Genomic DNA, 25,492 nt, shown 5'->3' with positions numbered 1-25,492 from the left:
CACAATTCATTACCAAATGACCTTTTTTGCAATTTTGCCCGGTTCATATTAAAGTATATAATGATAAAAATTGCTGAAAGACTTTATAGAAGGACATGCCCTTTAGGCGCTATGTCATGAGAGGAATTGGATGAAAGATGAGTAAAAATTTCTGGCGTGATTTACCGCGGCCATTTTTTATATTAGCACCAATGGAAGAAGTGACAGATGTTGTGTTTCGTCATGTTGTGAGTGAGGCGGCGAGACCGGATGTGTTTTTTACAGAGTTTACGAATAGTGAGAGTTATTGCCACCCTGATGGTATTCAAAGTGTGAAGGGGCGTTTAACGTTTACAGAGGATGAGCAGCCGATTGTTGCTCATATTTGGGGAGACAAGCCTGAGAACTTTAGACAAATGAGTATTGGAATGGCGGAATTAGGATTTCAGGGGCTTGATATTAATATGGGCTGTCCTGTTCCAAATGTCACGCAAAACGGGAAGGGCAGCGGCTTAATTCTTCGTCCAGATGTTGCTGCAGAGCTGATTCAAGCAGCAAAAGCTGGGGGATTACCTGTCAGCGTGAAAACAAGACTTGGTTTTACTGAGGTCGATGAATGGCGCGGGTGGCTTCGACACATTTTGGAGCAAGATATTGTGAATTTATCGATCCACCTTCGCACAAGAAAGGAAATGAGCCAGGTGGATGCGCATTGGGAGCTCATTCCTGAGATTAAAAAACTTCGTGATGAAGTAGCCCCTGATACTCTTTTGACAATCAATGGTGATATTCCTGATCGTCAAACAGGCTTAAAGCTCGCTGAACAGTATGGAGTGGACGGAGTGATGATTGGGCGCGGGATTTTCCATAACCCATTTGCTTTTGAAAAAGAGCCGAAGGAGCATACAAGTGATGAACTGCTCGGTCTGTTAAGGTTACATCTTGATCTCCATGATCAATACTCATCACTAGGCTTGCGTCCATTCAAGGCACTGCACCGTTTCTTTAAGATTTATGTAAAAGGATTCAGAGGAGCGAGTTTCTTAAGAAATCAATTAATGAATACATCATCAACAGATGAAGTGCGTGCCATGCTGGATGAATTTGAAGCGAGAAATCAAGAACAATCATGACCAACAAGAGGAGGGGGCGAACCCTTCTCTTTTTTTATTAAATAGGACTATTAAACTAGTTCTCTTAAATGGTAAAATGAGATAGAAATAACAATTGGAGGTATTTCATTTGAAACCATTTTGGGATAAAGACAGTGAAAGCGAAGAAACATTTAAGAAAATCAATGAGAAAGGCATTGCAAAAGCGGAAAAGAAGCTAGGCGTCATCTTGCCGGATACATATAAAAAACTGATTCTCGAACAAAATGGCGGGTATACCCTGCATAACGCTTTTCCCACGGATCAGCCGAATGGATGGGCAGAGGATCATGTGTCATTTGATCATTTAAGAGGAATTGCCAAAAATGAAGGCATTATGGATAGTGATTATTTAATAGAAGAATGGGAATTGCCTGAGGGACTTGTGCTCATTTGTGGGGATGGTCATACGTGGATTGCATTGGATTACAGAGAAACAAAGGAACATCCGCCGGTTCATTACTTTGATCTAGAATATGAGACGGATTTCAAATTAGCGGATTCGTTTGATGAACTGCTTGCTGGGCATTATACTGCTGAATAGGAAAAGGCGGCCGCAAGTAGATATATTTCATTACATCCGCTGTTATACAGTGTTTTTTGAGAGAGACAAAAGAGTCTCTCTTTTTTTTGCGAAGCAACATTGAATCTCTCTCCAAAACTGTACCTGTTATGTTTAAGTCCTATTATTCAATTGGTTCACTTTCCACTCACTAAATTTTCTGACGATAATATCTGCCACAATGTAAAATGGCAGAAAGCTGGAGTTGTCCACTTTGTTATATAAGTGAAACGGGGTGCTGCTTACATAGATGTTAAACATGGCATTTTGTGCAAGGAGGTTATTCCTTAATGTGGTCATGCTGATAAATTTGATATGTCTCGTTTTCACCAATTGAATGATTTCATCTAAATTCTTCGATTCACCCGATAAAGAAATGATAAATAAAAGGTCATCCTCACCAAATTCAATGATTCCATCTGTTAAGTCCCGCTTGCTTCGTAATACTTGAGATTTTTTATGCAGTGACCATAGCTGCCGCTGTACATCATTGGCCAAATCGAGCTGTGCAGTTCCTGTACCATAAATATAAATATACGGTGCGCGATCTATCAGTTGATTTAATTGATGAAAGTCCAGCTGCTCCATATATTTTCTTGTCTGCCGGATATCTTGATCGAGCAGCTGCATTAAATCTTGTGTTGTCTCTTGAGTGAAAGCATTTAATTTCACATAAGACTTTAAGTCACTGTAGCCGTCGAACCCTATTTTCTTGGCAAGCCGATGGATGGATGAAATGGAAGTATGAGCATAACGGGCAAGGTCCTGAATTTTCATTGTCTTCATTTCTTCAAGATGATCATGGATCGTTTTAATAATGTGCAGGTCATTCTTATTTAAATCTTCGAAGTATTCATTAACCAGCTTGTCCAGTATCATGCGATGTGCCCTCCAACATGAAAATATTTTCTTCCTGTGAAAATATAATCTAATGTTACAACTTGATTTCTAAATACGTCAAACCTATTGGTTTTTGTAAGCGCTACCTTTACAGTGGTGTTATGGATCAAGCAAAGGGGTAATGCTTATGAATGCAATCAAGCGGTTTGGCAGTGCTATGGTAGTTCCTGTACTTTTATTCGCGTTTTTTGGTATTGTTGTCGGCCTCGCGACTTTATGTAAGAATCCAGCGATTATGGGGGAAATGGCTGCAGAAGGTACGATGTGGTATAAGGTTTGGACACTGATTGAAAGCGGAGGATGGACGATTTTCAATCATATGGAATTAGCCTTTGTGATTGGATTGCCCATCTCACTTGCAAAAAAAGCGCAAGCCCGTGCGACGCTCGCAGCTTTGATGATTTATCTCGTATTTAACAATTATATTCATGCTATTTTGACACTTTGGCCGTCTACTTTTGGTGTTGATTTATCGCAAGGTGTTGAGAATGTAGCGGGAGTAAAAGAAATTGCGGGTATACCTACGCTGGATACAAGTATCATTGGTGCGGTGATGATATCTGGAATTGTCATTTGGATCCATAATCGTTTTTATGATCAAAAGCTGCCTGAAATGCTTGGGATTTTCCAGGGGCTTGTATTTGTTGTCATCATCGGATTCTTTGTGATGATTCCTATTGCTTTTATCGTTGCTTTTGTATGGCCCTATGTTCAGCAGGGGATTCAATCTCTCCAAGGGTTCATGGCACAGTCTGGTTATATTGGTGTCTGGCTGTTTCATTTCTTGGAAAGGGTGTTAATTCCAACAGGACTTCACCATTTTATTTATACACCTTTTGAGTTTGGTCCAGCGGCTGTAAATGGAGGGTTAAAACCATATTGGATTGCTCACTTAAATGAATTTGCGTCCTCAACTTCCGATTTGAAGGATCTTTATCCATACGGATTTTTATTACATGGGAACATTAAGATGTTCGGCTGTTTAGGGATAGCTCTAGCCATGTATTTTTCTACACCGAAGGAAAATAGAAAAAAGGTTTTGGCTTTGGTATTACCCGCCACATTGACAGCCATATTTGCGGGAATTACAGAACCGCTTGAATTTACGTTTCTATTTCTCGCGCCTTATTTATTTGTGATACATGCACTTCTTGGAGCGACCATGGTGACAATCATGAATATGTTTGGTGTTGTCGGAATGATGGGTTCCGGGCTGATTGAAATAGCTGCATTGAACTGGATTCCGCTCTCCTCAAATCATGGAGGGATTTATCTGATCCAAGCGATGATTGGGCTTCTCTTTACTGCATTGTATTTTGTCATATTTAGATGGATGATTGTGAAATTTGATATTCCATTACCAGGACGAAAAGATGAGGAGGAGACGAGGCTATATACAAAACAAGATTATGAGAGTCATAAAAAAGGTCATGACAAAAAGGAATCACCCGTTTATGCATCAGAGTATGAAGAGAAAGCCGTTTATTTCTTAGAAGGCCTTGGCGGTAAAGAAAACATTAAAGATGTGACAAACTGTGCCACGCGTCTGCGTATTACAGTGATTGACCCTAGCTTGGTGAAAGATAGGGACTACTTTACAGAGAATAAACTGGCACACGGCATGGCTAAGAGTGGTCAAAGCATTCAAATCATTGTTGGCTTAAGTGTACCGCAAGTAAGAGAGTCCTTTGAGACTAAACTTTCATTAGATTGAAAAAGGAGCTGGATATCATGAAAAGATTTAATATTACCATCGCTGGAGGCGGAAGTACATTTACACCGGGAATCATTTTGATGCTGTTAGACTATTTAGATGAGTTCCCAATTCATACAATTAAACTCTATGATAATGATGAAAATAGACAAAAGACGATTGCAGATGCATGTGAGATTATGTTAAAAGAACGAGCACCAGAAGTGCAATTACTTGCAAGCACGGATCCAGAAGAAGCGTTTACTCAAGTCGATTTTGTAATGGCACATATTCGTGTCGGAAAATATGCAATGCGTGAATTAGATGAGAAAATTCCATTGAAGCATGGAGTCGTCGGACAGGAAACATGCGGTCCAGGCGGGATAGCTTACGGAATGCGGTCCATTCCAGGTGTATTAGAACTTGTCGATTATATGGAAAAATACTCACCTGAAGCTTGGATGTTAAACTATTCGAACCCTGCAGCGATAGTAGCAGAGGCAACACGTAAGCTAAGACCGAATTCTAAGATTTTAAACATATGTGATATGCCAATTGGCATCGAAGAATTAATTGCAAAAAATTTAGGCTTATCTTCACGGAAAGAACTAGAAGTAGATTACTATGGTTTGAATCACTTTGGCTGGTGGACAGATATTCGAGATAAATCAGGAAATAGCTTAATGCCTGAGGTGATTAAGCATGTAAGTCAGCATGGTTATGCAACAGATGGAACTTCTGAACTAGAACAGCAGAAGAGCTGGAACAGCACATTAAAAAAGGCCAAAGATATTCAAGCGCTTGATCCAAAAACGGTCCCTAATACGTATTTGAAATACTATCTATTTCCAGATGAAGAAGTAGCACATTCCAATATAGAATTCACACGTGCCAATGAAGTCATGGAGGGACGGGAAGCTTTTGTTTTTAGTGAGTGTCAGGCCATCATTGATAAAGGAACTGCAAAGGAAACAAAGCTGACCATTGATGAGCACGCTTCCTATATCGTTGATTTGGCAAGAGCCATTGCTTTTAATAAAAAAGAACGGATGCTGATGATTGTAGAGAACAATGGCGCCATTAGAAACTTTGACCCAACAGCAATGGTCGAAATTCCTTGTATCGTTGGCAGCAATGGTCCAGAAAAATTAGTAGTTGGAGACATTCCTATATTTCAAAAAAGTCTCATGGAGCAGCAAGTTGGCGTAGAAAAATTAGTAGTAGAAGCATTTGAAGAAGGGTCCTATCAAAAACTATGGCAGGCCATCACATTATCGAAAACGGTGCCGAGTGCAAAAGTAGCAAAAGATATTTTAGACGACTTAATTGTGGCAAATCAAGCATTTTGGCCAGAGCTAACATAACAGGAGAATAAGCAATATGGGCGTGACAGCGCTCATATTGCTTATTTATTGTGATGGAGACGAAAAGACCCTTACCAAAAGGGGCCCGTCATTCCTTACTCCGCACTCTCCTCAACCTCACGGCTATCCTCAGTTTCACCAATATAAATAGGGCCGTTTGCGTGGTCGATTCGGATTGGCCATTCGTATGGAATTTGAAGACGTCTAGCAATGGCTCTCCAGAATTTTGTGGAATCCAATTCGAATTCTTGGAAGTCTTTTAATAAATCTTTGTAAGACGAGCCGTCAAATTGAATGTACATATCTTGAAGGCGCATGAACGCGACATGTCTCACTTCTAGTGCTGCTGCGGCTTCCATTTCTTCTTCTGTTGCTTCTCCGATGATTGTACCTGCGGGCGGTAGCATGTCGTATACGTTAAATTCCTCTTCTTCTTCGTGTGCTGCATTGTGCTGTTGATCTGACATTTTTCTTCACTCCTTCTCGTTTTCAAGCAAAACTTTATTCCGTGCTTACTTCTATTATCGGAAGGAAATGTGAAATGTGGAATGAAAAGAGGAGCAGATCCACAGTACTTGCTTTTTTCTCTTGAATCATCTATGATAAATTACAGATATAAAAGGTCTATAATAGATAGAAAGGAGCTTCCTTATGAAATATTCTAAAGCGACCAACTATGCGCTGCATACGATGGTGTTTTTAACTCTTGCGCCAAAGGGTAAAGCGATTGGAGTTGAGCCACTTGCTAAGATGCAAGATCTTTCACCAACCTATTTATCCAAAATTTTAACAAAGCTTGTGAAGGCGGGATTGATTGAATCAACACCTGGTGCAAAGGGAGGATACACCCTTATCAAACGAAAGGAAGACATTTCGTTTTTAGATGTCATTCAGGCTGTAGAAGGACAAACGAATTTATTTCGCTGCTCTTTAGAGCATGACTCCTTCATGCCTCATGATGGCTGTTTGATTGAACAAGTCATGCAGGATGTGGAAACGAAAATGCAGGAGACATTAAGTCAAAAACGGTTAATTGATATTGCGAACCAAATTGAGCAGACAGAAAAAAATCCATTTTTCAAGATGTGATTTTTTTGAACTAATTATAGATATTAATAGTCTTTAAAGTCTTGAATAAAAAGGAGAGATTGATATGTTATTAGATTGTGCGATTATCGGAGGCGGGCCAGCCGGATTAAGTGCAGCACTTGTTGTGGGCCGGGGCAGAAAGCAGGTCATTGTATTTGATGACGAGCTGCCAAGAAATCGAGTGACTCAGGAATCACATGGATTTATTACAAACGATGGAATGACACCGTTTGAGATCAGACAAGCCGGAGAGGCAGATCTTCAAAAATACCCTAATATCCAAATCAAACGAAGTAGAATTAATGATATACAAAAGCGAGAGGAATTCTTTACGTTACTGACACACGAAGGGGATACATTCGAAGCGAAAAAAATCATCTTGGCAACTGGACTTCAGGATATATTGCCAGAGATCGAAGGAATTCATGATGTGTATGGAAAAACGTTGTTTAGCTGCCCTTTCTGTGATGGATGGGAATTAAAGGATAAAGCGCTTGCCCTTATTGCGGAGAATCAGAGAGCCTTGCATATGGCTAAGCTTCTATCCAATTGGACAAAGGATTTGATCGTGTTTACGAATGGGCACGGTTTGGCTGAAGAGGACAAGTCACTTCTGACGGAGCATTCTATTCAAGTCATTGATGTGCCTATTGTATCGATTGATCATGACAATGGTGAGCTGCGCTCTCTCCAGCTTGCAAATGGGGAGACAGTAAAAAGGGAAGGCGGTTTTGTCGCAAGTGAATTCAAGCAGTCAGCCCCATTTGCTGAAAAGCTTGGCTGTCAAATGACGAAGAATGCAGGGATTGAAACAGATATTCTTGGACGTACAACCGTCAGTGGTGTCTTTGCATGTGGTGATAATTTAGGCGGTCCTGCTCAGTTAGTTCTCGCAGCAGCAGCTGGAAGTCAGGCAGGAATGGGCGTCATTCATGAACTTGTGCAAGAAAAGTTTCAGGAAAAAACATCTCTATGAAAAGAGATGTTCAGCGATGAGCGGTTTTCTGTTTTGCTAAGACGTGAGCTGTCCATTCAAAAAGTGCGTAGATCACAAAGAAGATCAGGATCCAGCTGCTGGCATCGACCCATACATTGGTGATATGAATGATGTTCGCCTGATCAAGTCCAGTCTGTATCCACATCGTGATCAATGCGGTGAGGAACACCTGTAAAAACCATTTTTTCAATTGGTCACACCTCCATCTCTTTCTATCATATAAGAAATGACAGTTAATTTCCAATTGTTTTCCTGTATGTTTCAACGGTAAAATAAGAAATAAAATCAATGGAAGGACATGACATGAGCGATCAAACAAATAGCTTTTTAAAAAGTCATTTTCCTCATCTTTCCCTCACGCCGCCTCTTTTTTATGAGTGGCCTATTGGGCTTCGGTTTGAATTGGCAGATTGGTCATTAGGAAAAGAATCGATTGTATTAGAAAAAGCGGGAGATCGTGCTTTAGAGATTGTGAAATATGCTTTTGATCCAGAAGACGAGATGCTGCTTGTGACGGATGTGTATACAGATCATGAACTTGAATTAACGAAGCGAAAGCTCCTTGTCTATCAAAAATATGTGCATCGGCAAGTAAGGAACAGATTGCGCCACGAGCTTTTGACTTATGTACGTCCAGAAATAGAAGATTCACTGACATTAGAGAGATTTACACTCAAATGCCAGCTGCAAGACATTCGATTGCGTCCGCTTCTCCATGCGATCTGCCAGGAGGACTTTTATGCACCGAATCAAATTTTGAAGGGGAAGCTTAGATATGAAATTTACCTAATGAATGTCTCGAAAAAAATGATTTTTCATTTATATGATGATCGAGGCTGTGATCTCATTGCAGCAGAGCCAGAGCGTTTAAGACCAGTCTATGAAGGCTTACAGCACTGGCTATTAGATTATGATCGCCCACAGATGGACCGGCTATTTACAGCCAAATAAGAAAAACCGCACTTTCGAAAAGTGCGGCTTCTTTTTTATGCTTCTACTTTATTGAAGAACTGTGGCAAATATTCTTTGTGTGCTTCTAGCATTTCATCTAGGATGCTTTTTGCAACAGCATCTGATGGGACAAGCGGGTTGATGGTCATTGCGACAAGGGCTGTGTTGTAATCGCCTGTCACAGCTGCTTCAGCGGCTACACGTTCAAAGGATTTAATTTGAGAAATGAGTCCTTTGACAGCGACCGGCATTTCACCAACAGCGATTGGTTTAGGACCGTCTTTTGTGATAACGCAGTTGAGTTCAACGGCAGAATCATTTGGAATGTCACTGATGGCGCCATTGTTAATCGTGTTGACAGGCTGAATGTCATGTTTATCGTTATAAATGGATGCAATTAAGTTACAAGCTGCATCACTGTAGTAGGCACCGCCTCGTTTTTCAAGCTGTGGCGGCTTGATGTCTAGATCAGGGTCTTTGTAAAGCTCGAACAGATCATTTTCTAATGCGCGAACGACTTCTGCACGAGTTCCTTCGTTTGCTGCTGCTTTCTTTTCCTCAGCCAGCATATCACTTGTTTTGTAGTAGTAGCGGTGATATGGACAAGGAATAACGCCAAGCCCTTTTAAGAAATCAGCATCCCACGGAATCGCTTGAATGTTGTTCATCGACATGCTGGAGTTTGGATCGGCCATGTCTTCGATCACTTGATCCATGATGCTTTTGCCGTCTAAGAATACATTGAGTCCAAAGACCATATGGTTTAATCCAGCAAAGCTGACTTCGACTCTGCTTGCGTCGACATCAAGCCCTTTGGCGATTCCCATGCGAATGCCGATTGGCACGTTGCATAAGCCAACGACTTTTCGATGGTTTGAATAACGAAGTACGGCTTCAGTGACCATACCAGCTGGATTTGTGAAATTCACAAGCCATGCATTCGGGCAAAGCTCTTCAATATCTTTGACAATATCAAGAATGACAGGAATGGTGCGAAGTCCTTTGAATAGACCCCCTGGACCATTTGTTTCTTGACCAATGACATCATATTTTAAAGGAATGCGTTCATCCTTCATACGTGCTTCAAGAAGTCCGACACGGAATTGTGTTGTAACAAAATCAGCATCTACAAGCGCTTTTCTACGATCTAATGTTAAATGAACCTCGATTGGAAGTCCTGCTTTTTTGACCATGCGTTTTGCAAGATTTCCGACGATCTCAAGCTTTTCTTTGCCCGCTTCAATATCAACGAGCCAAAGCTCGCTAATCGGAAATTCATCGTACCGTTTAATGAATCCTTCGACAAGCTCTGGTGTATAGCTTGATCCTCCGCCAATTGTGACAACCTTTAATCCTTTTGCCATGCTCTGCACCTCCGAATAATGTAACGCGCAATGTTATAATAGAGAAAAGTCTTTTTTATTTTGTACATCTATAGCTTATCGTGAGAGCATCTCATGCGTAAATGACTTCAGCGTCTTTAGGCAAGGGTGCCCTATTTAGAGATTTGTTACATAAAAGAAACACCTTGTGACATTTTGTTGGAGAAAGGGGAAGTCAGATGTTTTCAAGTGAGGTCATTTCCAGCTTTAATGAACTAGAAAGCGCTTTATATCGATATATCATGGAAAACAGTGAAAAGGTCGTATACATGAGAATTCGAGACCTTGCAGATGCTGCACATATTTCCACCTCGTCTGTCCTTCGTTTTTGTCGAAAAGTAAATTGTGAAGGCTTTTCAGAGTTTAAAGTGAAGCTCAAAATGTATTTAGAATCAGAGCAGACACCTTCTTTAAAAAGCACACAGCACTTTCTATATGAATTTATTGAACGAACATTAAAGGGAGACTTTGAGGGGAAAATTAAGGAGGCAGCGAAACTCATTGCTGAGGCAAAAAATGTGCTGTTTATCGGGACTGGCAGTTCTGGCATTTTGGCGCAGTATGGGGCGAGGTACTTTTCAAGTCTTGAGAAATTTTCATTTTACATCAATGATCCATTTTTTCCGATGAATATGCAGTATTTAGACAATAGTGTCACCATTGTGCTGTCTGTCTCAGGGGAGAACAGTATTACGATCGATCATATTTCAAAGTTAAAAAGGGAAGGCAGCACAATCATTAGTATTACGAATAACCAGCACTGCACGATTTCGCGCATTTCAGATTTAAATATTGCCTACTACGTCACAGATGAGCGGGTCCACAGAGCCAATATCACCACACAGACGCCAGTTGTGTATATTTTAGAAGCAATGGCCCGTGACATGTTCGCGATGTTAAAAGAAAAGTAAAAGAGCCGCTGCATGAATCAGCTGCTCTCTTTTTTCTGCTTCATAAAAGAAATGATGGCAATACCAGAACAGACGAGCACAAACAGACCGCCTAGCAAATACACAGACCTCGCCCCATATGCATCCGCAATCAATCCAACAAAGAAAATAGATAAACCGACAGATACAGAAGAAAGGACGTAATGAGCCGAGTACACCTTTGATAAATCTTGGACAGGTGTTTCCGTTTGAAGAATGGTTTGCTGCGAAACATCACGAATTTGATAAGCAGGCCCCATTAAAATACAAAGCAGCAAAGCAAGCCATGGCAGGCTGTTCAGTGAATAGACAATAGTCAGCACTGCATAAATGAATGACCCAGCTGCCATAAAGGGAAGAAGCTGTTTTTGAATAAATTGACTCATCCATGCAGCTAAGAGACCGCCTAGAATGGTGCCGATATAATAAGCGGCATTGATAAAGCCCCACCATTCCTCACCTTGCTTTAAATCTTGTGTGACAAAGGCAAGCGTAATTGCCCCGATCCATACAGCACCCGCAATATTTTCACAAACATCCATAAAGGTCAGGGTGCGCACCGTTTTATTTGTCCAAATGATCGTCCAGCCATCTTTGAAGCTGTTCGTCTTATTTGCTTTTCGAACCGTCTCTTCTTGCTTGAGAAGAGGAAAGACAGGGATGAAAAATAGGTAAGACAACACAATCATGACACAAGTGATCCACATTAAATAAAATGGCCCGATCCATAGGACGAGCATTCCAGTGAACGAATAGCCGGCGATTTGAACCATTTGATGAAATATAGACGCTGTACTGTTTGCTTTCACAAGCTGATTTGCTGGCACAAGCATCGGCATGATCGCCTGCATTAAAGGACTGATGAACCCGCCTGTGAGGGAAATCAAAATGAGTGCACTAAACAGCCAGACCATATGCTGCTGAAAGAAATGAAATTGGGCTGTAAACACGACGAGCATCCCAAGACGTAAAAGCGGGACCCATTTCAATAGGCGGCCAGCTTGATAGTAATCAGTTAAAACAGGAGAGAAAAGCCCAGCCAATAGCTGGCATATCGTTCTGATCAGTGGAAAGACAGCCGCATAGGCAACAGATTGTGTATCTTGATAAATGACAAACGTGATCGTCATGACAAATAAAATATCACTCAACATGAGAAGGCTTTTACTGCTTGTATAACACCAAAACTTGTTTCCCATATTAAACCGGCTCCTTTTCAAAAACATGTTTAGTATAGCATGGTGATGAAGGGTTCAGAGGCTTTCCATTGAAAAATACATCTTAAGGATGAGAAGATTGTGATAAGCTAAATGAAGGACATTGTAAGGAAAGGGGTTCAATCACTTGAGAAAATTACCAGCACATGACTTTTTGGACAAACATGGCATCCCATATGAGATCAAAACATTTTCTGCCGAAACAGAAAAAGGAGCAGCAAATGTAGCGGCAGCCCTTGGTTTTCGTGAAAGACAAATGATCAAAACATTGATCTTTGAAACAGGAGAAGGGGAGCAGCTGCTTGTGATGGTTGGCGCTGACCAGCATATTAAGTCAGGGAAACTAAAGAAAGCGGCCGGCTCCCGTAATATTAAAATGGCTTCACCGGAGAAGGTTCTTGAAGTGACGGGCTATCGAATTGGTTCGATTCCGCCGTTTTGCTGGCAGCCAGAAGGATTCCGCACGATCATTGAAGCTTCATTATTAGAGGAAGAGATATTAGGGGTTGGAGCAGGAGAATGGGGAAATGAAATCCTCATCACACCAGAACAATTAGTGAAAGCCTCAAAAGCTGTACCATTTGACATCGTGCAGCCAGCCGAATAAAAAAAGTGCCTGTTTTTGGAGCAGGCACTTTTTTAATTGGCAGCAGGCGTAGTGAATTGATCGATACCTTTCATTTGTAGGAAGGCATCCACGGTTCTATTTTCTTCAAGATCATTCGCCCGTTTGCACACAACAACTGGTCTGACAATTTCAATGTCTTCGATGTACACGCGCCCAATTTCTTTTCGCTTGAGACTGCCTTGAACCGCATCACGGGGAACAAGTGTGATACCATATCCAGCTTTGATCATTTGTATCGCTTCATGAACACCGCTGAACTGCAAGTCCACGGTCGGTTTTTTGATCCCTTTCGAGGTAAAAAGAGAAAAAAGTTTATCTCTTGTGGAACTGCCTTCTTCACGCATCAAAAAAGGCTCCTGGCTCAGGCGCTCTAGCGGGACGGTTTTTCCGTTCAATGGATGGTCTGCCGGGACAATAAAATCATAGCTTAAATTCGTTAAATGAGAGGTGAGAATCTCTTCATGGTGCAAATCCTCGATCACAGCGATGGCCACATCTGATTCATATTGAAGCAGGCTTTCTAAAACCTGAGCGGAGTTTCCACTTTTTAATTCAATTTCCGTTTCAGATGAAGATGTTTTAAAAGCAGCGAGCCAATCAGGCAGTAAAAAGTTGAGTGGTACATAGGTAGAAGCGATGCGGAGCCGCCCCTTTTTTCCGTTTTGTAAAAGTGCAATCTGATATTCTACTTCCTTTTCAGCCTCGAACACTTGCCTGGCATAAGGGTATAGAATTTTCCCCATTTCCGTAAGTGTAATCCCTCTGCCATTTCGTTTAAAAAGACGGAACCCGATCTCACTTTCAATGCTTCTAAGCTGAGCCGTCACAGCTGGCTGTGTCAAAGATAGCACGTCTGCTGTTTGTGTAACACTTTTTGTTTCTGCGACCTTTGCAAAAATTCGAAGGGCATGTAAATTCAACTTTGCACCACCTATCAATTATTTTGATGGTTCAATCAAAAACATTCATTAGATTTATTATAAGGCATCCCTTATTGTAAAGATAGCGAAGGGGGAAGGGAAAATGGATCATCGTCAAAAGCAAGTGGTGTCAATATCGCTTATCACAGCATTTGCACTGATTGGGGATTCAATGCTTTATATTGTTCTTCCGATCTATTGGAAAGAGATTGGTTTATCATCTATTTGGGAGGTTGGGCTGCTACTGTCCATCAACCGATTCATCCGCATCCCGCTAACGCCTGTCGTTTGGTGGCTCTATCGGTTTGTCCCAATGAAAACAGGTGTATTGATCGCTATATTGATTGCATCAGTAACCACGATGCTATATGGTGTGAGCGGTTTTTGGCTGCTGCTGATTTGCCGCTGCGCTTGGGGGCTGGCATGGACGTTATTGCGTATGAGTGGAATGAGGTTAATTGCTGAGATGGACGAAGGCTCACAGGGGCATTATACGGGCATTTACAATGGGCTTTACCGGCTGGGCAGTTTATTTGGCATGTTATTTGGCGGAATATTTGCCAGCCTGATCGGCTTCCAGTCCATGACACTTGTTTTTGGTTTACTCACATTACTAGGGGTCATTTTTTATGTTTCTTTGGATGAGATTGAAAAGGGAGAAGAGGGGCAGGTGTATCAAGTCATCAAACAGCGGTGGCTTGCACGAGATGTTGTAAAAGTATTAATGACAGGTATGCTGATCGCACTTGTGATACAAGGGTTATTCGCATCAACACTCAGTCATGTCATTGAAGCAAGGATTGGTGATGGTGAATTTGCTCTGTTCGGCTTTGTCATCGGAGCTTCTGCTTTAAGTGGAATCATTCAAGCGCTCAGATGGGGGTGGGAACCATTTGTAGCACCGAAAACAGGCAGATGGTTTGATTGCCTTGTGATGAAGGAACGAACGCTTTGCTGGATGTTTCTTTCATTTGGAGGTCTCAGTCTTCTGGCGGTCATGCTGAAGGTAAGCGGCTGGTTTCTTGTGATGCTGCTTTTGATCCAGCTGCTGTCAACAGTCTTAACGACATTAACGGATACGCTTGCCTTTCAAAAAGCCTCTGCTCAAACCGATAAAAACCGCTTCCTCGCAAGCTATTCCTTTGTTCAAGATATGGGAGCAGCTTTAGGACCCTTGTTCGGATATACGATGATTCAGTTTTTTGGATCAAGCAGCGTCTTTTGGCTGATGCTCATCATAAGCTTATTGCTTGTCAGCATGTGGGCAAGAGGCAGGGAGCTGCATGTTTCTTCTGATCCAGCATAATAATTCAGGTCTCATAAAAAAACTGCCTCTTGCGCTGAATGCAAGAGGCAGTCATGGTTTCTTATTCTACATCTGAATCATAGGCTTTTTGCGTCAGCTGGCTGACCACCTCTTTTAACCCATTTGGTTTATGAAACTCAACAGGTGTGCTTCCTTTTTCGAAGACGATTTGATCTGCTTCAACGAGCACGACATATCGATTGTTGAGCTTTGCAATATGGATCGAGTGGCCAAAGTCTGCAAGAAGACCTTTGATTTCCGTCTCGCCTAGACACATTTTCATTGTGATATCAGGAGTTTGTTCAACAATATGGGAGGCTGCTTGTGTGACCTGCTCTGTATCGAGTGTTTCTCTAATTTCTCGTTTTTCACTCGCTTCCCATATTTCAAGATCCTCTTCAAACTGCTTTAATTCTTCACTTTCATCCTGTAATGTTTCAAAAACCTGTTCCTGTACCATATTCATGACCTGTGATTTCATGATTTCAGGCATGGATTCACCGTATTCGACGAACTTCAAAAAGTCCTCAAAATAACGAGCGTGTGAGGATTGGTGAATTTTCACTTCAGCTTCTTCAGTCATGCCCTCTTCTGGCATAAACGGGTATTGAATTGATTTCATGTTTTTTGTCGTAATGGCCATTTCGACTTTTCTGATCAAGGTAGATGTATCAGCGATAGAAGCCACTTTCTGCTCGAAATCGCATTTCATAATAAAGACAAAGGAATCGTCGAAATACTTTTTAGGAACGGCAGAAGCCACTAAAAAAACGCCGCCTCTGACAGCACTTGTATCTAAATATGTGCGAACAAACTGTTCACTGCATTCATTAAACAATTCTTTTGTATCTGCAAATCTCGTTTGATGAAATAGGTTGTAGTTTGGGTTTGAATCGAGCTCATGACCGGGTTCTACAATAAATCGGCCAATTTTGGTCGGTACTTGTTCAGATTTAGGGTGTCTGTCCACTTTTCGTTTGACGATTTTTTTCAGCTCGCCGTCTAAAAAGTCCTTCAGCTCACTTTGTTCAAATTCCTCTTGATCTAGTGTTTGATAATGTTTAAATCGTTTATTTGCTTGTTCATCTTTGCCTTCGATTTCGACAACAAAGAATGATAGAAAACGTATCGTAAAATCCATTGATTGGTCACCACTTTTTCTTCTTCGGATATGTTGAGTATAGAAAAAGGAGTGAAAATCGTCAACGAATGGAGAAATATCGTGTCATTATTTCCCGAGAAATGTTTATTGAAAAACACTTGATAATAATTATCATTCTTGATAGAATGATAAAAGAAAAGAAGGAACCTGCCAGTTCCTTCATCTCAGAGAAAAATAGATTATTTTGTTTCAAATGTTTCGCAATCAGTTTCAGTATTGCGAGTCACTTCAGTCATCGTGTTTTTACCAATTTTAATGGTAGAAGCGGTACAGCTGTTTTCAGCCCAGAAACGGCAAGAGTTCACTTCACAAAGAACGTTTTGTGCCATGGGAATTCACCTCCGTGATTCATATTGAGAATGAAGCAAGCTGCCACTTGAATTCATTCAATCTAGTAGTCTCTTTATAGAAAGAGGCTGTTTGTGCTGGTTATGCACATGTTTATCATACCATCTACCCTGAAAATATACAATTTAAACTTTGAAAGAGCGAGAATATGAATCTCGCTCTTTTTTTATTTGTAAAAATAGTTAAATGCTAGGTGGCACACTCTCTCATTTCGACATATGAATAGAGTAGATTCAAAACCTGATGTCGGACAAAGTATGAGGGTACATGTACTGATTTTCCGCATAAAGATAGGGTTTTAATCAAAAATCTTCATAGAGAGATGAGGGGAGAAGATGAAAGCAGTCATTCTCTGCGGAGGAAAGGGAACGAGAATGAGTGAGGTCACACAAGCGCTTCCTAAACCACTTGCTATGATCGGAGATCGGCCTATTCTATGGCATATTATGAAAATCTATCAGTATTACGGTGTAGACGAATTTATCCTATTGCTTGGTTATAAAGGAGAGAAGATCAAAGAGTACTTTGTGAACTACGACTGGCAGCACCACAGCATGCAGCTCGATATGGCGACAGGAGAAATGAAGCTATTAGGGAAATCGGAGAACTGGAAAATCACCTTTTTAGATACAGGTGAAGATACGATGACAGGCGGACGTTTAAAGCAGGCACAGGATTACATCGGTGATGAGACCTTTATGATGACGTATGGTGATGGACTGGCCAATATCAATATGTTTCATTTGCTGAAACGTCATCAGGATCTTGGTGCAGCTGCGACTGTCACAGGCATTGAAAAGAAGTCCCAGTACGGGACACTGAAGGTGTATAACGGGATGGCACAATCCTTCTCTGAGAAGACAGACAGTATCGGGATGATCAATGGAGGATTTTTTGTGTTGTCTCCAAAGGTATTTGATTATTTGACAGACGATGATCAATGCGTGTTTGAAGCGGAGCCTCTTCAAAGCCTGGCGGATGATGGAGAGCTTGCCGTTTATGAGCATCACGGATTTTGGACAGCAATTGATACGTATAAAAACCTGAAGGAAATCAACGACATGTGGACAGATGGAAAACAACCATGGAAGGTTTGGTGACAGAATGAGCGGATTTTGGAATGGAAAGAACGTATTTGTAACTGGATGTACAGGGCTGTTAGGAAGCTATCTCGTCAAGGAATTGATTGATCAAGGGGCAAACGTGACTGGACTTGTGCGTGATCAGGTGCCTCGATCGAATTTATATCAAGGCAGTCAGTTTGAAAAAATGAATGTGGTGCAAGGCGCATTAGAGGATATGCAAACGATTGAACGTGCGTTAGGAGAATATGAAATTGATACCGTCTTCCATTTGGCTGCCCAAGCCATTGTGGGGGTCGCAAATAGACATCCTGTTTCTACATTTGAAGCGAATATCTTAGGGACATGGAATGTGCTGGAGGCTTGCAGAAGACAGCCGCTGATCAAACGAGTGATCGTGGCATCAAGTGACAAAGCATACGGTGATCAAGAGCAGCTTCCATATGATGAAGACATGCCATTAAACGGGAAACATCCGTATGATGTCTCGAAGAGCTGTGCAGATCTCATTTCTCATACGTACTACAACACATATGGTCTTCCGGTTTGTATTACACGCTGCGGTAATTTATACGGAGGCGGAGATTTGAATTTCAACAGAATCATTCCGCAAACCATTCAGCTTGTGTTAGAAGGAAAGGCGCCGGAAATTAGAAGTGACGGGACATTTATTCGTGATTACTTCTACATTGAAGATGCAGTGAAGGCTTATTTGCTGCTAGCTGAGAAGATGGAGGAAAAAGGGCTGGCGGGAGAAGCCTTTAACTTTAGTAACGAAATTCAGCTGACAGTGCTTGACCTTGTGGATAAGATTTTAAAGGCAATGGGAAGTGAGCTGAAGCCTCGTATTTTGAACCAAGGAACACATGAGATTAAGCATCAATATTTGTCGGCAGAGAAAGCGAGAAAGCTGCTTGATTGGAAGCCTGACTACTCCATTGATGAAGGTTTAGAGAAGACGATTGAATGGTACCGCGAATTCTTTCAAAAATAGAGGTGTAAAAAGATGAACAGCATATATTGTACGGTTCTTTCAAGTGGAAGACTTTATCAAGCCATTGCGTTTTTCTTATCGTTGAAGCAAGTAGAAGATGATGCTGTCATCAAGACGTTATGTATGGATGATGCTGCATTTGATTTGCTTCATCAAATGAATTTCCCGCATGTGGATCTTGTTCATGTACGGGAGCTCGAGACACCAGAACTGCTAGAGAAAAAAGAGGAACGGGATGCATCGGAATATTGCTGGACCTTAAAGCCGATTTGGATTGAGTGGTTATTTGAAGAGGAGCAGGCAGAGAGCGTGACTTATCTTGATGCGGATTTATTCTTTTATGAGAGCCCTCAGGTTATTTTTCAACATCAGCCGAATGCCTCTGTTTTAATCTCAAGAGGGGATATTGTCATTCCAAGCTTTGATGCTGAGGAAGTGAAGATGCTACAGAAGCTTTTAGGCCGCTATAATTCAGGCTTTCTGCATTTTAAAGGAGATGAAGCCGGACGAAAATGCCTCAGCTGGTGGAAAGAAGAATGCTTAAAAGAATGTAAAAATGCACCGGGAGAAGGCAAGTTTGGCGATCAAGGATATCTGGATCATATGCCGAGGCTGTTTGACAATGTAGAAGATATTGAGACAAAAGGCGTGAATATTGGTCATTGGAACTATGGGCAGCATTCTTATCGGGAGGAGAATGGACGTATTCTCCTGGAGGATGGGCACCCGCTCATTTGCTATCATTTCAGCGGCTTTCGGATTGTGAGCAAGGATGAGATGCAGCAAATTCATGAAAAAGGCCGAAATGACCTGCCGTTTTTCCAAGAAGCCTATCGGGAAGTGCTTCGCCATGTGATTGAATCTGTGGAGCAGGTCGATCCGCTGTTTAACGGCTATGCCAAACGGGAGGAGGATGACGCATGAACGAAAAGCCAAAGGTAAGCGTCATTATTCCAAGCTATAATGCCAAAGAGCGTTTAGAAGGAAGCCTTTTTTCCTTAACACTTCAGGCAACAGATATTCCATTTGAGGTCATTGTTGCCGATAATGGCTCAACAGATGGCACGATGGAAATGCTCGAGAACATTGAAGTGAACTTTCCGTTTAAAAAGGTGCGTATTCCTGTCAATCAAGGGATTGCAAAGGGGCGTAATCATGCCATTCGCGAGGCGGAGGGAGATCTGCTCATTTTCCATGACAGTGATATGCTGGCAGAACCGAGATTTATTGAAAAGCATGCAGAGGCCCATGCTGACAGGGAGGATCTCGTTATTTGCGGTGTGTGCTGGAAGCGGATTTATCGCTATTTTTACACAGCTTTTGATAAGGATCATATGAAGCGGTTGAAAAAGCAAGGGCTGTATAAACGGAAAATGGAGGACAAAACGCCTCTTTTATCATTGGAAGAAGTCGAAAATGGTGCATTTCTTGAGAAAAGTTTCGATTTGCAGTCTGAGTTTATAGATATCCTGAAAGACATTTTAGATACGTACCACTATGATTTAGGTTCTTATGAGCTGCCATGGCGATTTTTTATTACAAATAACTCCTCTGTCAAACGTAAGCATGTCATGGCACTAGGGATGTTTGATGAAAATATCGTTCGGTACGGATTTGAGGATTATGATTTAGGGATTCGTCTGCATCAGCTTGGTCTCTCCTTTGAATTGCGAGAGGATATCATGAGCGTGCATCAAGAGCATCCAAGTAATTTAACGTCGTTTGATGACATCAAATACAACATTTTGTATATGTGTGAGAAGTACAACAATATTGATTCCATTGATGTCCATTTGGCTTTCTCTGGTCCGTTTTCTCATACTGTGACAAATGATATTGTGAAAGAAGTTCGGCAGCTGCGTGAGAATCCAGCATTTGATGACCTGTTATCTTATTTTTTAGAACTGATTCATTTGATCACAGAGCGGAATGTAGGCATCAAACGGGATAAAAAAGATATGCTGACAGCCAAGCATGTTCCTTTGAAAAAGCTGGCAGAAGCGGCGCAGCTTGCACGGCAGGAGTATGGCTGCACGGTACTTGTAGAAGCCATTCAAGGGCTGACGAAAGAGCTGTTACGCGTTGATTTGTTCCAAGTGGATGTGTTGTAAATGGCGTCTTATCACTTTACAACCATTGTGTCGAATACCCATGTCTTTAAGCTTTTGGCGCTGATTCATTCGCTTGAGAAAAACGCCCATGCATTCAAGCTGTCGGTTTTATGTGCAGACCCTTTGGCTTATAAGGTGTTAAGGGAGTTCCCTCACCCGCATGTTCAATATGAACAGCTTGAGGACATTGAAGATGACACGCTGCGAAAGGCAAAAGAAGATCGAACGTTCCATGAGTATTGCTGGACGTTAAAGCCTGCTTTTCTGCTCAAAATTCTTGAGTCCTCAGATGCGGATTATCTTGCCCATCTGGATACAGATTTGTATTTTTATCATGATCCAGAGGCGATTTTTGCAGAGAATCCAAGCGCTCATTTATTTTTAACGGATCATATGAATTCCGAGCGGTTCTATCGTTATTACGAGTTGTCTGGCCGTTTTAATACTGGGTTTGTAGGCTGTCGTAACACAGATGTTGCCAAACAGGCAGTCACGCAATGGAAAGAAAACTGTCTTGCACATTGTACAGTAGAAATGGATACAGAAAAAAAGACGTATGGAGATCAGCGATATGTGGAAAGATGGGTTGATGATTTTGAAGGGGTTCATATCGTTACATCTAAAGGAGCCAATGCGGCGATTTGGAACATTGAAAACTACAAGCTTTCAGTTGTAAAAGGGGATATGTATCTCGACGAATGTCCACTTTTGTTCTATCATTTTTCTGCCTTTACGATCATTGATGAGAAGACCTTTAATCTGAATTGGTATTACTATATGACAGAACAAAAGCTTGTGGATCACCTGTATATTCCTTATGCTGACTTGATTCATCGAAAAATCAAACAGGTGCAAAAGGTATTTCCAGAATTTAAGCAAGGGTTTATTGCAAAGAAGCATGTTCCTGATACACATTTCTATGAGATGTGAAAAAAACCGCTCATATTGATTTGAGCGGTTTTTCCTTTTATGATTCATTCCATTTGGAGATGGTTTGGTCGCTAGGAAGTAAGAAGGCTAGGATGCCTAATATCGGTAAAAAGGCAACACCGAGCATGGTAGGCGTTAAGCCAAAGGCATCAATGAATGAACCGAGGGCAACCGATCCGATTGCACCCATACCAAACGCAAGCCCAACAGTTAAACCAGACATTGTGCCAATTTTCCCGGGAAATAGTTCTTGGGCATAAACCACGGTGACAGAGAAGCTTGATGTCAAAATGAGCCCAATCAGCCCGAGTAAAACATAAGCAAAAACGGGTCCGGCAAATGGCAGCAGCAGGGCAAGCGGGAAGGATGCCAATAAGGAAACTAAAATCACGTTTTTCTTGCCAAAGCGGTCTGCAAGCGGCCCGCCTAAAAATGTCCCAATTGCACCTAGAATGAGAAATAAGAAAATATAAGTCTGTGATTCTTTAATCGTCAAACCGTATTGTTCAATCGCATAAAACGCATAGAAATTCGAAATGGCATTTCCATACCAAGAGCGGGCAAAGATGAGAAAGACGATAATGCCAAGTGCAATGAGTGCTGATTTACGATGAATATCAGATCTAGCAGCTTTTGCAGGTGTTTTTTTCGCTTGGGCCCGAATGGTTTGAAGCCTTCCGGCATACCATCTTGAAATATAAAGAAGGAAACCGACCGCTATCATTCCAACAATCGTAAACCAAGCCACGCCTGTCTGACCGAGCGGTACGAGCATTAATGCAGCGATAAGCGGGGCAAAGGCTTGACCTGTATTACCGCCTACTTGATAAATGGACTGTGCAAGTCCTCGTCTTGGACCAGCTGCCATGTTGGCAACACGGGAGCCCTCTGGATGGAAGATAGCAGAGCCAAGTCCGATAAAGACAACGCAAAGCAAAATGGTTGCAAAAGATGGAGCAAACGCGAGTCCGAATATACCGACAGCACTTGAAAATAAAGCAATCGGAAGTGCATAAGGCATCGGCCGTTTATCTGTGTACCAACCAATAGCAGGCTGCATCACGGAGGAGACCATATTTAATGTAAAGGCAATCAGCCCTAATTGTGTAAAGGTCAGCCCCATTGAGCGTTCCAAAATAGGGAACATCGCAGGAATAACGGCTTGCAATGTGTCGTTCAGCATATGACAAATACCAATAATCAATAGGATGGGATAAACCGTTGAGCCGGTAACAGAATGTTGAGGTTTATCCTTTGTACGAGCAGCAATGGCCAATGAGACTTCCTCCCTTCATTTATCTGTTTTCTGATTTTTGCATTCTTCTCATTTTATTCATAAGGTGAACTATAAAACAATAGCAAATTGTCATGATTTAGAAAAAAAGAGACACAAGCGCTTGATTGAGCTTGTGTCTCTAAAGAGTTATTTGTAAAAAGAAGCAATCACAGGCTTCATTTTTTGAACGACAAGTCCACTGCCGCCGCGGTTTTTCACACCTTCGATCATGCCGACGAGGACGTAATCTTCTTTTTTAGGATTAAACGCAAGTAAAAATCCATTTTCAGTGCCGTCTGTTGCACCTTGTTTGCTCTTTAATTCTGCCGTACCCGTTTTAGCGGCAATATCCGCTCCTTCGATTTGTAAGGAGTGGGCTGTTCCGTTTGGACTGGTCACGACCTTAGTCAATGCGTCTTTCACTGTGTTTGCCGTGCCTTCTTTGATGATTTGTTTTGGTGATGCTGTTTTTTCATCTTGAATCACTCGAGGGTAGACAAGCTTGCCTCCTGTGGCAAATGGAGAATAGGCATGTACTTGTTCAATTGGTGACATGAGTAATTCGCCTTGGCCATACGCCGAGTCAGCCAGTAGGATATCCGATTGAATGCCATCGTTCGATACTTGTGCAGGCTTCATTGTAAATGGCATGTGTAAGTCTTCGCCAAACCCAAATGCTTTCACTTTTTGCTCGTAGGTGTCTTTGCCGATTTCGAGTGCTTCCTGTCCAAAATAAATATTGTCTGAGTACACAAGGGCATCGACCATATTTACTTTTTCTTTATCGTGAACCCGTGTGATGCGATAATTTCCCCAAGATTGATCCTTTTGCCATTTCAGTCCGTGAATGGTACGCACTTTGTCAGGCTTTGTGACACCTGTTTCCAGCCCAATGGCGGCTGTAATGGTTTTGAATGTGGACCCTGGCGCATACCGGCTCGCATATCGAGCTTGGAATGGAAGGTCTGGATTTTCACTGTATGCCTGATATTGCTTAGGTGTAATCCCGTTTGTCATGAGATTGACATCGTAGGAAGGGGTGCTGACAAGCGCTAATAGATCGCCTGATGATGGATTCATGATCGTGACGGCCCCTTTTTCGCCTTTCAACTGATCATAGGCTTTTTTCTGTAAAGAAGCATCAATCGTCAGCTTCACTGTTTTTCCATCTTTTCGATCTGATTTTTGCAATGTTTCTTCAATGCCTGTTTCATCATGGACGATGAGAATGCTTCCGCCATCTTGTCCGCGTAAGTTTTTGTCAAATGTAAATTCAAGGCCGGTTTTGCCGATGATTTGATCTGCCTTTAATGCTGGATTTCTTTTGATATCATCCGCATTTGCTTTTCCGACATACCCGGTGAGATGAGCGGCGGCTTTGTTATATGGATAGTAGCGCATTTCCTTCGTTTGATAGGTAACGCCATTTACGTCCTTTGGAATCGGTTTTTGTTTTAACATCGATTTGAGCGGGACAAACGTGTCGTCTGTGACCCATGCTTGTTTCAATTGATTGTTGATTAGTTCTTCCTCTATATCAAAAGCTTTGCTGATCTTTTTGATATTGCGTTCTTTTTCTTCTCCTGTTCCGAGCTTTCCTGGGATGACGCCAAGTGCGTTTCCACCAGTTGTTTCTGCCAGTGTACGTCCTTTTCGGTCGACAATGTTTCCGCGGACAGCAGGGTCAGCTTTGACCTTGATGGTATCTCCTTTCTCCATTTGCGGGAAGATGAGATTTGGCTTCCAGTCCACTTTCCACTTGTCGTCCTCTTCGGAAAGAACGCCCTTGTAAGACAGCTTATGCAGCTTGCCAAGAGACGTTTTCATCGTTACATCATAGGAAAATTGATACCCATTTCCTTTGTCCTGTTTTTCAACGTTGAGCTTTGAAATGTTCAGGTCATAAGCACCAATACCGTTGAAAATATTGTCGTATTTTTCGGCTAGTTGTTTTTTTGAAAAGTCATTGGCTTTCAAAGATGCACTTGTCACCTCATCTGCCAGCTTCGTAAAGTCTTTCTTCTTCATATGTTCCGTAAAGTTTTGAGCGGCTTTTAAAGCTTCTTTTTCCTTAGAGAAAAGAGTATCTTTTAAGAAAAAGAAAGCAGCAGCAACTACGATGATGCTAAGAAGAGGGATGATGACTTTTTTCTGTTTCCAAAATGATTTTCGTTGATCCGTATACAATGAAAACACCTCAATTTTTGATTAGATCCTCTATATTTTACAGTGATTGGTCTTGATTTGTATAGTTTCTCATAGAAACCTAGCGAAATAGATAAGAAAAACGAGCTGTGATTTGTCGTTTAGGATACCCGATTTTATTAAAAAAATTTAACTTCTCTATTGAGGAAAAAGGTAAAATCATTTAAGGTACAGACCTAGCCTTGTATGATTCACAGTAAAAAGACAAATTTAAAATTCTTAAAAAATATGTGGCTAGATATTAGAAGATAATGCCCTACAACTAATTCTTAATTTACGGTTATGGCGGGGTAAACCAATTAGAACGTGATCTTAT

The 25,492-nt window shown here is 41.5% G+C and carries 24 protein-coding genes and 1 pseudogene; 15 read left to right on the top strand and 10 right to left on the bottom strand.

Annotated elements, in window-relative coordinates; all coding sequences use genetic code 11:
• Positions 1-137 precede the first annotated feature (137 nt).
• Both AC3WTB_RS17855 and AC3WTB_RS17850 read left to right on the top strand, forming a co-directional pair.
• Positions 138-1,112: a tRNA dihydrouridine synthase gene (locus AC3WTB_RS17855; RefSeq protein ID WP_017366774.1), complete on the top strand. Its 975-nt coding sequence runs from the start codon at positions 138-140 to the stop codon at positions 1,110-1,112.
• Positions 1,113-1,221: 109 nt separating this feature from the next.
• A pseudogene (locus AC3WTB_RS17850) lies at positions 1,222-1,671 on the top strand (SMI1/KNR4 family protein); the annotation flags it as partial.
• A 135-nt stretch (positions 1,672-1,806) separates the two neighbouring features.
• Here the strand turns inward: AC3WTB_RS17850 and AC3WTB_RS17845 are convergent.
• Complete coding sequence (locus AC3WTB_RS17845; protein ID WP_390275597.1) at positions 1,807-2,571, bottom strand: MurR/RpiR family transcriptional regulator; 765 nt, start codon at positions 2,569-2,571, stop codon at positions 1,807-1,809.
• Positions 2,572-2,719: 148 nt separating this feature from the next.
• Here AC3WTB_RS17845 and AC3WTB_RS17840 point away from each other — a divergent pair, with 148 nt between their 5' ends.
• Together AC3WTB_RS17840 and AC3WTB_RS17835 are read left to right on the top strand one after the other, a co-directional pair.
• Positions 2,720-4,306, top strand: coding sequence for an alpha-glucoside-specific PTS transporter subunit IIBC (locus AC3WTB_RS17840; protein WP_064497693.1), 1,587 nt, complete (start codon positions 2,720-2,722; stop codon positions 4,304-4,306).
• Between the two features lie 17 nt (positions 4,307-4,323).
• A complete protein-coding gene (locus AC3WTB_RS17835) occupies positions 4,324-5,649 on the top strand; it encodes a 6-phospho-alpha-glucosidase (protein ID WP_492334052.1) in 1,326 nt (441 codons plus the stop codon).
• Between the two features lie 95 nt (positions 5,650-5,744).
• On the opposite strand, the gene AC3WTB_RS17830 is transcribed toward AC3WTB_RS17835, so the two are convergent.
• Positions 5,745-6,116, bottom strand: coding sequence for a hypothetical protein (locus AC3WTB_RS17830; protein WP_039177014.1), 372 nt, complete (start codon positions 6,114-6,116; stop codon positions 5,745-5,747).
• 184 nt (positions 6,117-6,300) lie between these two features.
• On the opposite strand from AC3WTB_RS17830, the gene AC3WTB_RS17825 reads away from it, so the two are divergent.
• Positions 6,301-6,738, top strand: coding sequence for an Rrf2 family transcriptional regulator (locus AC3WTB_RS17825; protein WP_107164025.1), 438 nt, complete (start codon positions 6,301-6,303; stop codon positions 6,736-6,738).
• A gap of 64 nt (positions 6,739-6,802) precedes the next feature.
• Entirely contained in the window at positions 6,803-7,714 is a 912-nt protein-coding gene (locus AC3WTB_RS17820) for an NAD(P)/FAD-dependent oxidoreductase (RefSeq protein WP_492334051.1), read from the top strand.
• A 10-nt stretch (positions 7,715-7,724) separates the two neighbouring features.
• On the opposite strand, the gene AC3WTB_RS17815 is transcribed toward AC3WTB_RS17820, so the two are convergent.
• Positions 7,725-7,925: a hypothetical protein gene (locus tag AC3WTB_RS17815; RefSeq protein ID WP_064497696.1), complete on the bottom strand. Its 201-nt coding sequence runs from the start codon at positions 7,923-7,925 to the stop codon at positions 7,725-7,727.
• A 113-nt stretch (positions 7,926-8,038) separates the two neighbouring features.
• Between AC3WTB_RS17815 and AC3WTB_RS17810 the strand changes: the two genes are divergently transcribed.
• Positions 8,039-8,686 (top strand): DUF3885 domain-containing protein, encoded by a 648-nt coding sequence (locus tag AC3WTB_RS17810; RefSeq protein ID WP_251181356.1) that lies wholly within the window; start codon positions 8,039-8,041, stop codon positions 8,684-8,686.
• A 35-nt stretch (positions 8,687-8,721) separates the two neighbouring features.
• Here the strand turns inward: AC3WTB_RS17810 and AC3WTB_RS17805 are convergent, their stop codons facing one another.
• Positions 8,722-10,050 carry a 6-phospho-beta-glucosidase gene (locus tag AC3WTB_RS17805; protein ID WP_039177025.1) on the bottom strand — a complete coding sequence of 443 codons (1,329 nt, stop codon included), beginning with the start codon at positions 10,048-10,050 and terminating at the stop codon, positions 8,722-8,724.
• A 197-nt stretch (positions 10,051-10,247) separates the two neighbouring features.
• On the opposite strand from AC3WTB_RS17805, the gene AC3WTB_RS17800 reads away from it, so the two are divergent.
• Positions 10,248-10,979: a MurR/RpiR family transcriptional regulator gene (locus tag AC3WTB_RS17800; protein WP_039177027.1), complete on the top strand. Its 732-nt coding sequence runs from the start codon at positions 10,248-10,250 to the stop codon at positions 10,977-10,979.
• A gap of 17 nt (positions 10,980-10,996) precedes the next feature.
• Here AC3WTB_RS17800 and AC3WTB_RS17795 read toward each other — a convergent pair whose 3' ends face one another.
• Entirely contained in the window at positions 10,997-12,196 is a 1,200-nt protein-coding gene (locus tag AC3WTB_RS17795; RefSeq protein ID WP_492334050.1) for an MFS transporter, read from the bottom strand.
• Positions 12,197-12,341: 145 nt separating this feature from the next.
• On the opposite strand from AC3WTB_RS17795, the gene AC3WTB_RS17790 reads away from it, so the two are divergent.
• Positions 12,342-12,821, top strand: a complete 480-nt coding sequence (locus AC3WTB_RS17790; RefSeq protein ID WP_039177033.1) for an aminoacyl-tRNA deacylase — start codon at positions 12,342-12,344, stop codon at positions 12,819-12,821.
• A gap of 32 nt (positions 12,822-12,853) precedes the next feature.
• On the opposite strand, the gene AC3WTB_RS17785 is transcribed toward AC3WTB_RS17790, so the two are convergent.
• The gene (locus AC3WTB_RS17785) at positions 12,854-13,762 is read right to left on the bottom strand and encodes a LysR family transcriptional regulator (protein WP_492334049.1); all 909 of its coding nucleotides are present in this window, start codon (positions 13,760-13,762) and stop codon (positions 12,854-12,856) included.
• Between the two features lie 103 nt (positions 13,763-13,865).
• On the opposite strand from AC3WTB_RS17785, the gene AC3WTB_RS17780 reads away from it, so the two are divergent.
• Positions 13,866-15,068 (top strand): MFS transporter, encoded by a 1,203-nt coding sequence (locus tag AC3WTB_RS17780; protein ID WP_492334048.1) that lies wholly within the window; start codon positions 13,866-13,868, stop codon positions 15,066-15,068.
• A 61-nt stretch (positions 15,069-15,129) separates the two neighbouring features.
• Here the strand turns inward: AC3WTB_RS17780 and AC3WTB_RS17775 are convergent, their stop codons facing one another.
• The gene (locus AC3WTB_RS17775; protein ID WP_492334047.1) at positions 15,130-16,209 is read right to left on the bottom strand and encodes a DUF3900 domain-containing protein; all 1,080 of its coding nucleotides are present in this window, start codon (positions 16,207-16,209) and stop codon (positions 15,130-15,132) included.
• Positions 16,210-16,409: 200 nt separating this feature from the next.
• Entirely contained in the window at positions 16,410-16,559 is a 150-nt protein-coding gene (locus AC3WTB_RS17770) for a DUF1540 domain-containing protein (protein WP_072367870.1), read from the bottom strand.
• 354 nt (positions 16,560-16,913) lie between these two features.
• Between AC3WTB_RS17770 and rfbF the strand changes: the two genes are divergently transcribed.
• The 5 genes from rfbF to AC3WTB_RS17745 are packed head-to-tail and all read left to right on the top strand — an operon-like array spanning position 16,914 to position 21,695.
• Positions 16,914-17,678: a glucose-1-phosphate cytidylyltransferase gene (gene rfbF / locus AC3WTB_RS17765; protein WP_492334046.1), complete on the top strand. Its 765-nt coding sequence runs from the start codon at positions 16,914-16,916 to the stop codon at positions 17,676-17,678.
• A gap of 4 nt (positions 17,679-17,682) precedes the next feature.
• Positions 17,683-18,654 carry a GDP-mannose 4,6-dehydratase gene (locus AC3WTB_RS17760; protein WP_039177044.1) on the top strand — a complete coding sequence of 324 codons (972 nt, stop codon included), beginning with the start codon at positions 17,683-17,685 and terminating at the stop codon, positions 18,652-18,654.
• 12 nt (positions 18,655-18,666) lie between these two features.
• Complete coding sequence (locus AC3WTB_RS17755; RefSeq protein ID WP_064497701.1) at positions 18,667-19,578, top strand: putative nucleotide-diphospho-sugar transferase; 912 nt, start codon at positions 18,667-18,669, stop codon at positions 19,576-19,578.
• Positions 19,575-20,765, top strand: coding sequence for a glycosyltransferase family 2 protein (locus tag AC3WTB_RS17750; RefSeq protein WP_492334045.1), 1,191 nt, complete (start codon positions 19,575-19,577; stop codon positions 20,763-20,765). Before AC3WTB_RS17755 ends, AC3WTB_RS17750 begins: the two co-directional genes overlap by 4 nt.
• Positions 20,766-21,695 (top strand): putative nucleotide-diphospho-sugar transferase, encoded by a 930-nt coding sequence (locus tag AC3WTB_RS17745; RefSeq protein WP_492334044.1) that lies wholly within the window; start codon positions 20,766-20,768, stop codon positions 21,693-21,695.
• A gap of 37 nt (positions 21,696-21,732) precedes the next feature.
• Here AC3WTB_RS17745 and AC3WTB_RS17740 read toward each other — a convergent pair whose 3' ends face one another.
• Together AC3WTB_RS17740 and pbp4 are read right to left on the bottom strand one after the other, a co-directional pair.
• On the bottom strand, positions 21,733-22,971 hold the full coding sequence (locus AC3WTB_RS17740; protein ID WP_039177054.1) for an MFS transporter: 1,239 nt from the start codon (positions 22,969-22,971) through the stop codon (positions 21,733-21,735).
• A gap of 147 nt (positions 22,972-23,118) precedes the next feature.
• Entirely contained in the window at positions 23,119-25,158 is a 2,040-nt protein-coding gene (gene pbp4, locus AC3WTB_RS17735) for a penicillin-binding protein PBP4(5) (RefSeq protein WP_458209869.1), read from the bottom strand.
• Positions 25,159-25,492 lie beyond the last annotated feature (334 nt).

The sequence above is a fragment of the Bacillus sp. EB106-04-04-XG123 genome (assembly GCF_058791855.1).
This window is presented reverse-complemented; position numbering and strand designations above follow the sequence as displayed.

Excerpts from the sequence above, each read along its gene's own strand:
- AC3WTB_RS17855 (WP_017366774.1), top strand. The coding sequence starts at position 138 with ATGAGTAAAAATTTCTGGCGTGATTTACCGCGGCCATTTTTTATATTA.
- AC3WTB_RS17845 (WP_390275597.1), bottom strand. The coding sequence starts at position 2,571 with ATGATACTGGACAAGCTGGTTAATGAATACTTCGAAGATTTAAATAAG.
- AC3WTB_RS17840 (WP_064497693.1), top strand. The coding sequence starts at position 2,720 with ATGAATGCAATCAAGCGGTTTGGCAGTGCTATGGTAGTTCCTGTACTT.
- AC3WTB_RS17835 (WP_492334052.1), top strand. The coding sequence starts at position 4,324 with ATGAAAAGATTTAATATTACCATCGCTGGAGGCGGAAGTACATTTACA.
- AC3WTB_RS17830 (WP_039177014.1), bottom strand. The coding sequence starts at position 6,116 with ATGTCAGATCAACAGCACAATGCAGCACACGAAGAAGAAGAGGAATTT.
- AC3WTB_RS17825 (WP_107164025.1), top strand. The coding sequence starts at position 6,301 with ATGAAATATTCTAAAGCGACCAACTATGCGCTGCATACGATGGTGTTT.
- AC3WTB_RS17820 (WP_492334051.1), top strand. The coding sequence starts at position 6,803 with ATGTTATTAGATTGTGCGATTATCGGAGGCGGGCCAGCCGGATTAAGT.
- AC3WTB_RS17810 (WP_251181356.1), top strand. The coding sequence starts at position 8,039 with ATGAGCGATCAAACAAATAGCTTTTTAAAAAGTCATTTTCCTCATCTT.
- AC3WTB_RS17805 (WP_039177025.1), bottom strand. The coding sequence starts at position 10,050 with ATGGCAAAAGGATTAAAGGTTGTCACAATTGGCGGAGGATCAAGCTAT.
- AC3WTB_RS17800 (WP_039177027.1), top strand. The coding sequence starts at position 10,248 with ATGTTTTCAAGTGAGGTCATTTCCAGCTTTAATGAACTAGAAAGCGCT.
- AC3WTB_RS17795 (WP_492334050.1), bottom strand. The coding sequence starts at position 12,196 with ATGGGAAACAAGTTTTGGTGTTATACAAGCAGTAAAAGCCTTCTCATG.
- AC3WTB_RS17780 (WP_492334048.1), top strand. The coding sequence starts at position 13,866 with ATGGATCATCGTCAAAAGCAAGTGGTGTCAATATCGCTTATCACAGCA.
- AC3WTB_RS17775 (WP_492334047.1), bottom strand. The coding sequence starts at position 16,209 with ATGGATTTTACGATACGTTTTCTATCATTCTTTGTTGTCGAAATCGAA.
- AC3WTB_RS17770 (WP_072367870.1), bottom strand. The coding sequence starts at position 16,559 with ATGGCACAAAACGTTCTTTGTGAAGTGAACTCTTGCCGTTTCTGGGCT.
- rfbF (WP_492334046.1), top strand. The coding sequence starts at position 16,914 with ATGAAAGCAGTCATTCTCTGCGGAGGAAAGGGAACGAGAATGAGTGAG.
- AC3WTB_RS17760 (WP_039177044.1), top strand. The coding sequence starts at position 17,683 with ATGAGCGGATTTTGGAATGGAAAGAACGTATTTGTAACTGGATGTACA.
- AC3WTB_RS17755 (WP_064497701.1), top strand. The coding sequence starts at position 18,667 with ATGAACAGCATATATTGTACGGTTCTTTCAAGTGGAAGACTTTATCAA.
- AC3WTB_RS17750 (WP_492334045.1), top strand. The coding sequence starts at position 19,575 with ATGAACGAAAAGCCAAAGGTAAGCGTCATTATTCCAAGCTATAATGCC.
- AC3WTB_RS17745 (WP_492334044.1), top strand. The coding sequence starts at position 20,766 with ATGGCGTCTTATCACTTTACAACCATTGTGTCGAATACCCATGTCTTT.